Genomic DNA, 15,614 nt, shown 5'->3' with positions numbered 1-15,614 from the left:
TCGTGCGGCGTGAATAGCGTGTGTGGGGTTGTGAGATGGCGGATCAAGACAAGCTCCTCGGGCTGCTGAAGAAGGTGACGGCGGACCTCCACCAGACGCGGGCGCGCCTGCGGGAGGCCGAGGCGGCCGACAACGAGCCGATCGCGATCGTCGGGATGGGCTGCCGGTTCCCGGGTGGTGTCTCCTCGCCGGAGGACCTCTGGGAGCTGGTCGACTCCGACCGCGAGGGCATCACCGGCTTCCCCGACAACCGGGGCTGGGACCTCGACGGCCTGTTCCACCCCGATCCCGGCAACCCGGGCACGTCTTACGCCAGCACCGGTGGGTTCGTGCACACCGCTGGCCAGTTCGACCCGGAGTTCTTCGGGATCTCCCCGCGCGAGGCGCTGGCGATGGACCCGCAGCAGCGGTTGCTGCTGGAGGTCTCGTGGGAGGCCATGGAGCGCGCGGGTATCGACCCCACCACGCTGAAGGGCTCTTCGACCGGCATCTACGCGGGCGTCGCCTCGCAGGAGTACGGTCCGCGCCTGCACGAGCCCGCCGAAGGCGTCGAGGGCTACCTGCTCACCGGCACGACCTGCTCCGTCCACTCCGGACGCGTCGCGTACTCCTTCGGTTTCGAAGGGCCCGCGGTCTCGGTGGACACCGCGTGCTCCTCGTCGCTGGTCGCGCTGCACTGGGCGGTGCAGGCGCTGCGGGCCGGTGAGTGCACGATGGCGCTCGCGGGCGGCGCGAACATCATGGGCGCGCCGGGCATCTTCGTGGAGTTCTCGCGCCAGCGCGGTCTTTCCCCGGACGGCCGCTGCAAGTCCTTCGCAGCCTCCGCCGACGGCACCGGCTGGTCCGAGGGCGTCGGCATGATCCTCATCGAGAAGCTCTCCGACGCCAAGCGCAACGGGCACGAGGTCCTCGCGGTCATCCGGGGCACCGCGATCAACCAGGACGGCGCGTCCAACGGCCTGACCGCCCCCAACGGGCCCTCGCAGCAGCGGGTGATCCTCGCGGCGCTTGAGAACGCTCGACTGTCCACAAGGGACGTCGATGTCGTCGAGGCGCACGGGACCGGCACCGTGCTCGGTGACCCGATCGAGGCACAGGCGCTGATCAACACCTACGGGCAGGACCGCCCGGAGGGGCTGCCGCTGTGGCTGGGCTCGCTGAAGTCCAACATCGGCCACGCCCAGGCGGCGGCCGGTATCGGCGGCGTGATCAAGATGGTGCAGGCCCTGCGCGCGGGCAGGCTGCCGAAGAGCCTCAACATCGACGAGCCCACCCCGCACGTGGACTGGTCGGCCGGCGACGTGGAGCTGCTGACCTCCGCCCGCGACTGGCCGGAGGTGGACCGCCCGCGCCGTGCGGCGGTGTCGTCCTTCGGCATCTCCGGCACCAACGCGCACATCATCCTGGAGCAGGCGCCCGCCGAGGAGGCGGTGCAGGAGGCTCCGCGCGCCTTCACCACGCCGATCCCGTGGGTGCTGTCGGCGAAGACCGAGGAGGCGCTGAAGGCCCAGGCCGCGCGCCTGCTGTCCCGGGTCACCGCCGACGAGCCGCACCCCGTGGACGTCGGTTTCTCCCTCGCCACCGGCCGGGCGGCGCTGGACGTTCGCGCGGCGGTCGTCGGCGCGGACCGTGACGAGCTGATCTCTGGCCTGACCGCGCTCGCCGAGGGTGCTCGCGCTTCCGTGCAGGGGCGCGCCACCAAGGGCAAGACCGCGTTCCTGTTTACCGGTCAGGGTTCGCAGCGCCTGGCGATGGGGCGTGGGCTGTACGAGGCTTTCCCGGTGTTCGCCTCGGCCTTCGACGAGGTTCTCTCGTACCTGCCCGGCGTCCGTGAGGTGATCTTCGGTGACGACGCGGAGGCGTTGAACCAGACCGGGAACGCCCAGCCCGCGTTGTTCGCGATCGAGGTCGCGTTGTACCGGCTGGTCGAGTCGTGGGGTGTCAAGCCCGACTTCCTGGCGGGCCACTCCATCGGCGAGTTGGCCGCAGCGCACGTCGCGGGTGTGTGGTCGCTGGAGGACGCCGCTCGCGTGGTCGTCGCGCGTGGGCGTCTGATGCAGGCGCTGCCCAGTGGCGGAGCCATGATCGCGGTTCAGGCCACCGAGGACGAGGTCACGCCGCTCCTCAACGACCGCGTGGGCATCGCCGCCATCAACGGCCCCACGTCGGTCGTCATCTCCGGTCACGAGGACGCGGCGCTCGCGGTCGCCGAGCACTTCAAGGCCGAGGGCCGCAAGACCAAGCAGCTCTCCGTCTCGCACGCGTTCCACTCCGTGTTGATGGACGGGATGCTGGAGGAGTTCGGCAAGGTCGTCGGATCGGTCACCGCCAACGCCCCCACCACCCCGATCGTCTCCACGCTGACCGGCAGGAGCGCCACCGCCGCCGAACTGTCCTCTGTGGACTACTGGACTCGCCACGTGCGGGAGTCCGTGCGGTTCGCCGACGCGGTGCGCACGCTCCAGTCCTTTGGTGTCAGCAAGTTCGTCGAGATCGGTCCGGACGGTGTGCTCACCGCCGCCGGTGCGGACTGCGTGGACGAGGGTGTCTTCGTCGCGCTGTCCCGTCGCGATCGCGACGAGGCCCGCACGATCGTCACCGCGCTCTCGCAGTACCACGTCTCCGGTGGCAGGATCGACTGGGCGAAGGTGTTCGCGCCGACCAACGCGCGGCGCGTCGATCTGCCCACGTACGCCTTCCAGTACCAGCACTTCTGGCTCAACGGGCCGACCGGTAGCGCCGACGTGGCCGCCGCGGGGCTGACCGCGGCCAAGCACCCGTTGCTCGGCGCGGCGATCTCGCTGGCCGACGGGGACGGGTTCCTGTTCACCGGACGCCTCTCGCTCAGCTCGCACGCCTGGCTCGGCGACCACGTCGTGATGGACTCGGTGCTCGTGCCGGGGACCGCGTTGGTGGAGCTGGCGATCCGCGCGGGCGACGAGGTGGGTTGCGGCGTCGTCGAGGAGCTGACGCTGCACGCGCCGTTGGTGCTGGCAGCCGCTGGCGCGGTGATGGTCCAGGTGACGGTGGGCGACGCCGATGAGACCGGGCGTCGTTCGGTGTCGGTGTTCTCCTCGCGCTCCGACGACCAGTGGACCCTCCACGCCTCCGGTGTGCTTGCCACACAAGGAACTCCGGCTTCCTTCGACTTCGCGCAGTGGCCCCCGGCCGATGCCACCGTCGTTGAGCTGGACGGTGTCTACGACAAGCTCGCCGAGTCCGGTCTGCGCTACGGACCGCTCTTCCAGGGCCTCAAGGCCGCGTGGAAGCGTGGTGCGGAGGTCTTCGCCGAGGTCGAGCTGCCCACGCAGGAACAGGGGGGCGACAAGTTCGGCATCCACCCCGCCTTGCTGGACTCCGCGTTGCACGCCACGGGTCTCGGTGAGGACGCGGGTGCTTCGCTGCCCTTCTCGTGGAGCGGTGTCGCGTTGCACGCCGCCGGAGCCACGTCGCTGCGGGTTCGGCTCGCGCCTGCCGGGACGGACGCGGTGTCGCTGACCGCCGTCGATCCGACCGGCGCTCCGGTGATCTCCGTGGATTCCCTTGCGCTGCGCGCCGTTTCCGCCGAGCAGGTGCAGGCCGCAGCACTGGAGCAGGACTCGCTGTTCCAGCTCGACTGGGTCCCCGTCGCCTCGGGGACTCCCGTCGAGTGGGTCACGTACCCGGAGGCCGGTGACGTCGTCGTGCTGGCTGTCCAGACGGACAACGGCGATGTCATCGCCGACACGCACGCGGTGACGACAAGCGTTCTCGTCACGGTCCAGGAGTTCCTGGCGGAGGACCGTTTCGCCGACTCGAAGCTCGTTGTCGTCACCGACGGCGCGGCAGGCCCGGACGTGACCGATCTGGCTTCCTCCGCTGTGTGGGGCCTGGTCCGCTCGGCGCAGTCGGAGAACCCGGACCGCTTCGTACTGGTGGACGGCCCCCTTTCCGAGGTGGGCGCCGCCGTGGCGACCGGTGAGGGACAGGTGGTTGTCCGCGACGGCAAGCTGTTCGTGCCGCGCCTGTCACGCGGTGTCGCGGCTCCGCCCGCGGAGTGGGACGCCGAGGGCACTGTGTTGATCACCGGTGGCACCGGTGGGCTCGGCGTGCTGCTGGCGCGGCACCTGGTGGCCGAGCGCGGTGTGACGAGCCTGGTGCTGACCAGTCGTCGTGGTCTGGACGCGCCCGGTGCCGTCGAGCTGCGGGATGAGCTGGTTTCCCTGGGCGCTAAGGTGACGTTCGCCGCGTGCGACGTCTCCGACCGCGCCGCGCTCAAGGCCGTGATCGACGACATCGACGGGCTGACCGGCGTGATCCACACCGCCGGTGTGCTCGACGACGGTGTGGTGTCCGCGTTGAGCCCCGAGCGCATCAGTCGCGTGTTCACGCCGAAGGTCGATGCCGCGTGGCACCTGCACGAGCTGACCAAGGACCTCGACCTGGCGCAGTTCGTGGTGTTCTCCTCGGCCGCCGGTGTGCTCGGCGCACCCGGTCAGGGCAACTACGCCGCCGCCAACTCGTTCCTGGACGCCCTTGCGCGGCAACGCCGTGCGCAGGGCCTCGCCGCCAGCTCCCTGGCGTGGGGCCTGTGGCAGCAGGACAGCGGCATGAGCGGCGAGCTGACCAAGGACGAGCTGGCCCGGATGCGCCGCGACGGGTTCGCCGCGCTCACCCCGGAGGAGGGCCTTGAGCTCTTCGACACCGCGCTCGCCCAGGACGCGGCGTTCTTCGTCCCGGTCAAGCTCGACGTTCCGGCGCTGACCTCCTTCGCCCGCACCGGTTTCGTGCCGCAGGTGCTGCGCGGCCTGGTTCGCGTCCCGGTTCGTCGCGCCGCGCAGGCGGCCGAGGCCGCCGGGCTGCGGGACCGCCTGGTGTCGCTGTCCGCGGCCGAGCAGGACCGCGCGCTGCTGGAGCTCGTGCGCACCCAGGTCGCCCAGGTGCTCGGCCACGCGGGTGGCGGGGCGATCGAGCCGGACCGCGCGTTCACCGACCTCGGGTTCGACTCGCTGACCGCAGTGGAGCTGCGCAACGGCCTGACCACCGCGAGCGGGCTCCGCCTGCCGGCCACGCTGATCTTCGACTACCCGACGCCCGCCGCGTTGTCGGCCCACATCCGCGCCGAGCTGCTCGGCGAGTCCACGGGTGCTGTGGTGCGCGCGGCCGTGTCCGCCGGCGCGGACGACCCGATCGCCATCGTCGGGATGGGGTGCCGCTACCCGGGTGGGGTGAGCACGCCGGAGCAGCTGTGGGAGCTGGTGGCCTCCGGCGGGGACGGCATCTCCTTCTTCCCCGACAACCGTGGATGGGACCTGGAAGGGCTCTACCACCCCGATCCGGAGCACCCCGGCACCTCGTACAGCCGTGAGGGTGGCTTCCTGCTCGACGCGGCGGAGTTCGACCCGGAGTTCTTCGGGATCTCCCCGCGCGAGGCGCTGGCGATGGACCCGCAGCAGCGGTTGCTGCTGGAGGTCTCGTGGGAGGCCATGGAGCGCGCCGGGATCGACCCGGCCTCGCTGAAGGGCTCCGACACCGGCGTCTTCGCGGGTGTCATGTACTACGACTACGGGTCCCATGTGGACTCTGTGCCGGAGGAGCTGGAAGCCTTCATGGGCACCGGAACCTCGGGCAGTGTCACCTCCGGTCGCATCGCCTACACCTTCGGTCTTGAAGGCCCTGCGGTCTCGGTGGACACCGCGTGCTCGTCCTCGCTCGTCGCGTTGCACTGGGCTGCCCAGGCGCTGCGCAGCGGTGAGTGCTCGCTCGCCCTCGCCGGTGGTGTCACGGTCATGCCGACGGCGGAGTCCTTCGTGGCGTTCTCCCGGCAGCGTGGTCTGGCGCCGGACGGCCGCTGCAAGCCGTTCTCCTCCTCGGCCGACGGCACCACGTGGTCGGAGGGCGTCGGCATGCTGTTGCTGGAGCGCCTGTCCGACGCGGAGGCCAACGGGCACCACGTGCTCGCGGTCATCCGGGGCTCGGCGATCAACCAGGACGGCGCGTCCAACGGCCTGACCGCCCCGAACGGACCTTCGCAGCAACGGGTCATCCGCCAGGCCCTCGCCAACGCCGGACTGTCCTCTGTGGACATCGACGCGGTTGAGGCGCACGGGACCGGCACGGTCCTCGGCGACCCGATCGAGGCGCAGGCCCTGCTGGCGACCTACGGCGCGGAGCGCCCGGAGGACCAGCCGCTGTGGCTCGGCTCGCTGAAGTCCAACATCGGCCACGCCCAGGCTGCCTCCGGCGTCGGCGGCGTGATCAAGATGGTCCAGGCGATGCGGCACGGAGTGCTGCCGAAGAGCCTGCACATCGAAGAGCCCACCCCGCACGTCGACTGGTCCGCAGGCGCCGTCTCCCTCCTGACCGAATCCCTTCCCTGGCCAGCCGTGGACCGCCCCCGCCGCGCCGCCGTCTCCTCCTTCGGCATCTCCGGCACCAACGCCCACGTGATCCTCGAACAGGGCCATTCGCGGGCTTATGGACTTGTTGAGGGCTCTGAAACGGTCGATAAGCCCGCGAATGGCGTGGTTCCGTGGGTGGTGTCGGGGAAGAGTGAGGAGGGGGTGAAGGCGCAGGCTCGGAGGTTGCGGGACTGGGTGGTGGAGAATCCGAACGTCGATGTTGCGGACATCGGGTTCTCGTTGGCCACTGGTCGGGCGGCGCTGGAGCATCGGGCGGCCGTTGTGGCGGCCGACCGGGACGGCCTGCTCGCCGGGCTCGACGAGCTTGCGTTGACTGGGCACGCGAACAGTGGCAAGACCGCGTTCCTGTTCACCGGTGGTGGCGCGCAGTACCTCGGCATGGGCCGCGAGCTGTGCGAGAGGTACCCGGTGTTCGCCGCTGCGTTCGACGCCGTGGTCACTGAGTTCGACAAGCACCTGGCCGAGTCGCTGCGCGATGTGATGTTCGCTGAGAACTCGGATCTGTTGGACCGCATCGACTACATGCTGCCCGCGCTGTTCACCATCGAGGTGTCGCTGTTCCGGCTCCTCGAAGCGTGGGGGATCACGCCCGACTTCGTCGCCGGGCACTCCATCGGCGAGTTCGGCGCCGCGCACGTCGCCGGGGTGTGGTCGCTGGAGGACGCCGTCCGCGTGGTGTCGGTCCGTGGCCGCCTGATGAACTCCATGCCGCCCGGTGGGGCCATGGTCGCCATCCAGGCGTCCGAGGAGGAGGTGCTGCCCGAGCTGATCGGCAATGTCGGCATCGCCGCGCTCAACGGTCCACTGTCGACGGTCATCTCCGGTGACGAGGAGACCGCGCTGCGCATTGCCGACGGGTTCAAGGAGCGCGGGCGCAAGGCCAAGAAGCTCGTGGTCAGCCAGGCGTCGCACTCCGCGCTGATGGACGGGCTGCTCGACGAGTTCGGCGCGACCACCGCGAGCCTGACCTACAACGAGCCGCGCATCCCGATCGTGTCCACGCTGACCGGCAAGCCCGCGACACTGGCCGACGTCGGCGACCCCACGTACTGGGTGCGCCACATCCGCCGTCCCGTCCGGCTCTTCGACGCCGTGCGGGTGCTGGAGTCCGAGGGCGTGACCAGGTTCGTCGAGGTCGGCCCGAACGCCGTGCTCACCGCCGCCGCGCAGGACTGCGTGGAGAACCCGGACAACGCGGTCTTCATCCCCTTGGTCCGCAAGGACCAGGACGAGTCGCTCGCCGTTGTTCGAGCGTTGGCGCAGCTGCACGTCACGGGTGCGAAGGCCGACTGGACGGCGTTCTTCCCGCAGGACTCGCAGCGCGTCGACCTGCCGACCTACGCCTTCCAGCACCGCTCGTACTGGCTGATGCAGGGCAGCGGCGCGGCGGATGTGACGGCGGCCGGACTGGTCTCCGCCGACCACCCGCTGCTGGGCGCGGCGGTGTCGTTGGCCGACGGGGACGGCGTGCTGTTCACCGGCAGGGTGTCGGTGGCCACGCACCCCTGGCTGGCCGACCACGCGGTGATGGGCACGATCCTGGTTCCCGGTGCCGGACTGGTCGAGCTGGCGATCCGTGCCGGTGACGAGGTCGGCTGCGGCACCGTGGAGGAACTGACCCTGCACGCACCGCTGGTGGTCCCGGAGAACGCCGCTGTCGTGGTGCAGGTCGTCGCCGGTGGTCCGGGAGCCGATGGGCGCCGGTCGGTGTCGATCCACTCCCGGCGCGGCGACGAGCCCTGGACCCTGCACGCGGTCGGCTCGCTCACCGAGGCGGCTCCATCCACTGTGGACATCGGGTCGTGGCCGCCAGCCGGAGCGGAGTCCGTTGCGGTGGAGACGCTGTACGACGACCTCGTGGGTTCCGGATTCGGCTATGGGCCGTTGTTCCAGGGCATTCAGGCCGCGTGGAAGCTCGGCGACGACATTTTCACCGAGCTGGCGCTTCCCGCCGACGAACCGCTCGCGGGTTCGTTCGGGATTCACCCGGCGCTGCTCGATGCGGCGCTGCACGGAATGTTCCTGCGCGACAACAACCCTGAGGGCGCCGCACTGCCGTTCGCGTGGAGCGGGGTCACCCTGCACGCCACCGGGGCGAGCACGCTGCGGGTCAAGCTCACGCCGACGGGACCGGACTCGGCCACGCTGATCGGCGTGGACGGCGGCGGGAACCCCGTGGTCACCGTCGAGTCCATCGCGGTGCGCACCATCTCCGCCGACCAGCTGCGCGCCAGCGGTGACCAGGACTCGTTGTTCCAGCTCGACTGGGTTCCGGTGGACGCGGACGGCTCCGTTGAGTGGACCGCCTACTCCGAGGACGCCGCGTCGGACGTGGTGGTGCTCAGCCTGGAACCCGCCGCCGATGACGTGGTCGCCGAGACCTACCGGATGACCCACGAGGTGCTGGGGATCGCACAGCGGTGGCTGGCCGAGGACCGCTTCGCCGACTCCAAGCTGGTGATCCACACCGACGGACAGGACCTGGCCACCGCGGCGGTGTGGGGCCTGATCCGATCGGCGCAGTCGGAGAACCCGGAGCGGTTCGTGCTCTTCGACGGCCCCGAGGACGCGATCGGCGCTGCCGTCGCCACCGGCGAGCCGCAGGTCCGGGCCCGCGACGGTGGTCTCTTCGCCGCCCGTCTCGCCAGGCCGCAACCAGCGGGCGAGGCGGCCGGGTGGGACGCCGAGGGCACCGTGCTCATCAGCGGTGGCACTGGCGACCTCGGTGCCCTCGCGGCGCGGCACCTCGTCACCCGGCACGGAGTGAAGCACCTCGTGCTCACCAGCCGCCGTGGTCTCGACGCTCCAGGAGCGGCCGAGCTGCACGACGAGCTGACCGCGCTGGGCGCCCAGACCGAGATCATCGCGTGCGACACCGCCGACCGCGAGGCGCTCAAGGCCGTGCTCGACAGCATCGGGCACCGGTTGACCGGCGTGATCCACACCGCCGGTGTGCTGGACGACGGCGTGATCCCCGCGCTCACCCCGGAACGGGTGGACGGGGTGTTCCGGCCCAAGGTGGACGCCGCGTGGAACCTGCACGAGCTCACCAAGGACCTCGGGCTCGGCCAGTTCCTGATCTACTCGTCGGCTGCCGGTGTGCTCGGCGGGCCCGGCCAGGGCAACTACGCCGCGGCCAACTCGTTCCTGGACGCCCTGGTGCTGCTGCGCCGGGAGCAGGGCCTGGCCGGTCAGTCGCTGGCGTGGGGCCTGTGGGAGCAGGACGGCGGCATGGCGGGCGATCTGGGCAGTCAGAACGTCGAGCGGATGAGCCGGGACGGCTTCGGCGCGCTCAGCCACGCCGAGGGCATGGCGGCCTTCGACGTCGCGGTCGCGCTGAACCAGCCGGTGCTCGTGCCGATCAAGCTCGACCGCACGGCGCTGCGGGCCGGCTCAGTGCCCGCGATCCTGCGCGGCCTGGTGCGCGCTCCGGCCCGCAGGACGGCTCAGGCGGCCGTCGCCGAGACCGTCTCGCTCGCGCAGCGGCTGGCGGCGCTGCCCGCGCTGGAGCGCGCGGAGGCGGTGCTGGACGTGGTCCGAGCCCAGGTCGCCGCGGTGCTCGGGCACAGCTCCGGCGCGGAGATCGACCCCGACCGGCCGTTCACCGAGCTGGGCTTCGACTCGCTGACCTCGGTGGAGCTGCGGAACCGGTTGAACACGGCCACGTCGCTGCGGCTGGCGGCCACGGCGGTGTTCGACTACCCCACACCGCAGGCGATGGCCGACCACCTCAAGCCGCAGCTGCTGCCCGGGGACGACGGCGCGACGGAGGAGCTGGAGATCGACGAGGACGCGGTCCGCAAGGCGCTGGCCACGGTCTCCATCGCCAAGTTCCGCGAGGCGGGGTTGCTCGACGCGCTGCTGAAGCTGGCGGGGACCGCGGCTCCCGCACCGGTCGCGGCACCGGATGTCGAGTCCATCGATGAGATGGACGTCAGCGACCTGGTCCAGCGGGCCATGGCCTCGGCCAAGGGGAGCTGACCCCCTGGTGGGGCGCCTCACCGCGCCCCACCGGCGGTGGAAAAGCCCAGGTCAACGACTGTCTATGTATTCTCCTACTAGTTCCGGCAACATCCGCATTTGAGGTTGACGACCACCAATAACTGCCCATCCAATGTCCTTGCGCAAGGGCGATGGATGGGCAGTTACTTGTTGGTGGGGTGTCGGTGGAGCAAAGCGATTTAAGTGCCTATAGGGCTCGTCTAGGTTGGCTTCAGGCGGGCGAGAACACCAGCTCAGAGCACTGAAACGCGTATTTCGACACCCGGTAACCCAAACTCTAGCTATTTGTATAGCTGGTGACGAAGCGGAGAGCAAGATGGCGAATTCCTCCGAGGAGCTCATCGCGGCACTGCGTGAGTCCCTGAAGGAAAACGCGCGGCTGGCACAGCGGAATAGCGAACTCGCCGCCGCCGCGACCGAGCCGATCGCGATCGTCGGCATCGGCTGCCGTTTCCCCGGTGGCGTGCGCACGCCGGAGCAGCTGTGGGACCTGGTCGCCGGTGGCGGTGAGGGCGTGTCGGACTTCCCGGCGGACCGCGGCTGGGACCTGGGCACCCTGTTCCACCCCGACCCCGACCACCAGGGCACCTCCTACACCAGTCGCGGCAACTTCCTGCACACCGCGGCCGAGTTCGACCCGGAGCTCTTCGGCATCTCCCCGCGCGAGGCCCTGGCCATGGACCCGCAGCAGCGGCTGATGCTGGAGGTCTCCTGGGAGGCGTTCGAGCGCGCGGGCATCGACCCCGGCACCGTCAAGGGCAGCGCGACCGGGGTGTTCGCGGGCCTGATGTACAACGACTACGGCACCGGCATCGGTGAGCTGCCCGAGGGCGTGGAGGGCTTCCTCGGCACCGGCACCACCGGGAGCGTGCTGTCCGGCCGGGTCTCCTACACCCTCGGCCTTGAGGGTCCCGCCGTCACGGTGGACACCGCGTGCTCTTCCTCGCTGGTGGCGATGCACCTCGCAGCACAGGCGCTGCGCACGGGGGAGTGCTCGCTGGCACTGGCCGGTGGCGTCACGGTCATGTCCGTCCCGGACACCTTCGTCGACTTCTCCCGTCAGCGCGGCCTGTCCGTGGACGGCCGCTGCAAGTCCTTCGCTGCCGCCGCCGACGGCACCGGCTGGTCCGAGGGCGCGGGCGTGGTGCTGCTGGAGAAGCTCTCCGACGCCGTGCGCAACGGCCACCCCGTCTTCGCGGTGATGCGCGGCTCGGCGGTCAACCAGGACGGCGCGTCCAACGGCCTCACCGCCCCCAACGGCCCGTCGCAGCAGCGCGTGATCAAGGCGGCGCTCGCCAACGCCGGGATCGGCCCGTGCGAGGTGGACGTCGTCGAGGCCCACGGCACGGGCACCGTGCTCGGTGACCCCATCGAGGCGCAGGCCGTGATCGCCACCTACGGCCAGGGCCGCCCGGCGGACAGCCCGCTGTGGCTCGGCTCCCTGAAGTCCAACATCGGCCACGCCCAGGCGGCCGCCGGTGTCGCGGGCGTCATCAAGATGACCATGGCGCTGCGCAACGGCGTGCTGCCGAAGACCCTGCACATCGACGAGCCCTCGCCGCACGTGGACTGGAGCGCGGGCGCCGTCGAGCTGCTGACCGAGGCCCGCGACTGGCCCGTGCTGGACCGCCCGCGCCGTGCCGCGGTGTCGTCCTTCGGCATCTCCGGCACCAACGCGCACATCATCCTGGAGCAGGCCCCGGATGTCGTGCCCGCCGACGAGAAGCCCGCCGCTCCCGCGATCCTGCCGTGGGTCGTCTCCGGCAAGACCACCGACGCGGTGCACGCGCAGGCACGCAGGCTGAAGTCCTTTGTGGACAGCAATGACGAAGTATCCGCTCTGGACATTGCCTTCTCGTTGGCCACCACACGTGCGGCACTGGACGAGCGCGCCGTGCTCTTCGGAGCGGACCGCGCGGAGCTGCTCGCGGCGCTGAACGGCCTCGCCGCCGGTGAGCCCGCCGCTGTCCAGGGCCGCGTGGTCAAGGGCAAGACCGCGTTCCTGTTCACCGGCCAGGGATCGCAGCGCCTGGGAATGGGACGGGGCCTGTACGAGGCTTTCCCCGTGTTCGCCGAGGCGTTCGACGAGGTGCTGTCGCACCTGCCCGGCGTGCGGGACGTGATCTTCGGGCCCGAAGACTCGCTTGCGGAGTCGAGCATTGACGCAGCCGCGGAGGCGTTGAACCAGACCGGGAACGCGCAGCCCGCGCTGTTCGCGCTCGAAGTGGCGCTGTACCGCCTCGTCCGCTCGTGGGGCGTGAAGCCGGACTTCCTGGTCGGGCACTCCATCGGCGAGTTGGCCGCCGCGCACGTCGCCGGTGTGTTCTCCCTGGAGGACGCGGCTCGCCTGGTCTCCGCCCGTGGTCGGCTGATGCAGGCGCTTCCGAGTGGTGGAGCCATGATCGCGCTCCAGGCCACTGAGGAGGAGGTCCGAGCTCGCCTGGTCGAAGGCGTGGACATCGCCGCGATCAACGGCCCGCGCGCCGTGGTCATCTCCGGTGACTCCGACGCGGCTTCGGAGATCGCCGAGCAGTTCAAGGCGGAGGGGCGCAAGGTCAAGCGCCTCAGCGTCTCGCACGCGTTCCACTCGTCGCTGATGGACGGCATGCTCGCCGACTTCGCCAAGGTGGCGCTCAGCATCTCCTACGCCGAGCCGACGGTGCAGATCGTCTCCAACGTCACTGGCGCGGTCGCCAAGGCCGCCGAGGTCATGTCGCCGGAGTACTGGGTGCGGCACGTGCGCGGCGCGGTGCGCTTCGCCGACGGCATCGCGGTGTGCGCGGAGAAGGGTGTCACCCGCTACCTGGAGCTCGGGCCGGACGGCACGTTGTCGGCGATGGGCGCGGATTGCGTCTCGGAGCAGGCCGCGCCGATGCTCGACCCTGCGAGCAGGTCTTCGGTGTTCGCCCCTGTGCTGCGCAAGGACCGCGACGAGGCCCGTTCCGCGCTGTCCTCGTTGGGGCAGGTCTTCGCGGCGGGGGCGAAGGTCGACTGGTCGGCGTTGTTCTCCGGCACCGGCGCTCGCCGGGTTGACCTGCCCACCTATGCCTTCCAGCACCAGCGCTTCTGGCTGCTGCCCGCGCCGCGCACCGCCGCCGTCAGCGAGGTCGACGCGCGGTTCTGGGACGCCGTTCGGCGCGAGGACCTCGATGCCGTGGCCAATGAGCTGTCCACTGTGGATCGCGATGCCCTTGAGGTCGTGCTGCCCTCCCTGGCCTCGTGGCGCAGGCAGGGCGACGAGTGGTCCACTGTGGATGGTTGGCGCTACCGGGTCCGATGGGACTCCGTCGATGTCGGCGGGCGGGGCGTCAGCGGCACCTGGGCCGTGGTCGTCACCGCCGCGCAGTCGGACAACCCGTGGGTGGAGTCGGCCATCGCGGCACTCACCGAGCGCGGCGCGCAGGTGCACCGGATGACCGTGGCCGGTGCCGACGCCGACCGGTCCGTCTTCGCCGACCGGCTGCGCGCCGAGCTGCCCGAGGTCTCCGGAGTGCTGTCGCTGCTGGCCTTCGACGAGGCCCCGTTCCCGGCGCGGCCCTCGGTGTCCGTCGGTGCGGCCGCCACGCTCGCGCTGGTGCAGGCGCTCGGCGACGCCGAGGTGCACGCGCCGTTGTGGTGCGCCACCCAGGGCGCGGCCGAGTCGGTGGTCGCTCCGGAGCAGGCCCAGATCTGGGGCCTCGGCCGGGTCGTCGCGCTGGAGCACCCGCAGCGGTGGGGCGGCCTGATCGACCTTCCGTCCACTCCGGACACCCGGACCGCTGCCCTCCTTGCCGACGTTCTCGGCGGCGACGAGGACCAGGTCGCGATCCGGGAGAACGGTGTGCTGGCCCGTCGCCTGGTGCGCGCGGTCAAGACCCCGGCGAAGCGTGAGTGGAAGCCGCGCGGCACGGTCCTGCTGACCGGTGGCACCGGCGCGCTCGGCTCGTTCGTCGCGCGGTGGCTGGCGCGCGAGGGCGCCGAGCACCTGGTGTTGTTGTCCCGCAGGGGGATGACCACCCCGGGGGCGGCCGAGCTCCGCGCGGAGCTGACCGAGCTGGGCGCACGGGTCACCGTGGCCTCCTGCGACGTCACCGAGCGCGACGCGCTGGCCGAGCTGATCGACAAGCTGCACGCCGACGGCGAGACCATCCGCTCGGTCATGCACATCGCGGGAGTGATCGACGACGGGCCCGTCGAGTCCCTCGACACCGAGCGCCTCGCCGGAGTGCTGCTGCCGAAGGTGACGGCCGCGCGCAACCTGCACGAGCTGACCCGGTCCCTGGACCTGGACGCGTTCGTGCTGTTCTCCTCGCTCGCCGGGATCTGCGGCAACAGCGGCCAGGGCGCCTACGCCGCCGCCAACGCGTTCCTGGACGCGGTCGCCGAGCAGCGGCACCGGGACGGGTTGCCCGCGACCTCCATCGCGTGGGGTGCGTGGGCCGAGGCGGGCATGGCCGCTTCGGGCAACCTCGACGAGGAGCTGCGGCGCTTCGGGGTCCGGCCGATGGACCCCGCGCTCGCGATCTCCGCACTGCGGAGCGCGTTGGACCACGAGGACGTCGCGGTCACCGTCGCCGACATCGACTGGGAGCTGTTCGCCCCCGCCTTCACCGGAGGGTCGCTGCTCAGCGAGCTGCCCGAGGTGGCCCAGCTGGCCAAGGCCGCAACCGAGGAGGCCGGAGGTGAGGCCGCCGCGCTGCTCCAGCGGCTCACCGGCGCGCCCGAAGCCGAGCAGACCCGAGTCCTGGTCGAGCTGGTTCGCTCGCGCGTGGCCACGGTGCTCGGCCACGCCACCACCGCTGCGGTGCAGCCGGAGCGAGCCTTCACCGAGCTGGGCTTCGACTCGCTGACCTCGGTGGAGTTCCGCAACCGGCTCAACGCCGCTACCGGCCTGGTCCTGCCGACCTCCCTGGTCTTCGACTATCCCACCCCGGTCGCGCTCGCCGGGTTCCTGCGCGCCGAGCTCGTTGGCGCGCACGAGGCCGCGGCGGGCGAGCGGCTGCTCGCCGAGCTGGACCGGGTGGAGGAGACGCTGCTGGCCCTCGCGCCGGGCGACGAGCTGCGCGAGCGGCTGGTCGGGCGGCTCAAGGCCCTCGTGTCCTCCAGTGGCACCACCACGTCCGACGGGGACGAGACCGAGCTGATCGAGTCGCTGCGGTCCTCCTCCAACGACGAACTCTTCGACTTCATCGACAAGCAGCTCGGCGCCTGACGCGCGCTCGCCAACTGAGT

At 70.9% G+C, this 15,614-nt stretch carries 2 protein-coding genes; both read left to right on the top strand.

All coding sequences use genetic code 11. From position 1 onward, the window contains the following. Nucleotides 1–35 precede the first annotated feature (35 nt). Nucleotides 36–10,382 (top strand): SDR family NAD(P)-dependent oxidoreductase, encoded by a 10,347-nt coding sequence (locus ACFFQA_RS10860; protein ID WP_446681675.1) that lies wholly within the window; start codon nt 36–38, stop codon nt 10,380–10,382. Between the two features lie 226 nt (nt 10,383–10,608). Further along, entirely contained in the window at nt 10,609–15,594 is a 4,986-nt protein-coding gene (locus ACFFQA_RS10855) for a type I polyketide synthase (protein ID WP_377851629.1), read from the top strand. The last annotated feature ends 20 nt before the right edge of the window (nt 15,595–15,614 follow it).

Source organism: Allokutzneria oryzae (assembly GCF_042429765.1).
GTDB lineage: Bacteria > Actinomycetota > Actinomycetes > Mycobacteriales > Pseudonocardiaceae > Allokutzneria > Allokutzneria oryzae.
This window is presented reverse-complemented; position numbering and strand designations above follow the sequence as displayed.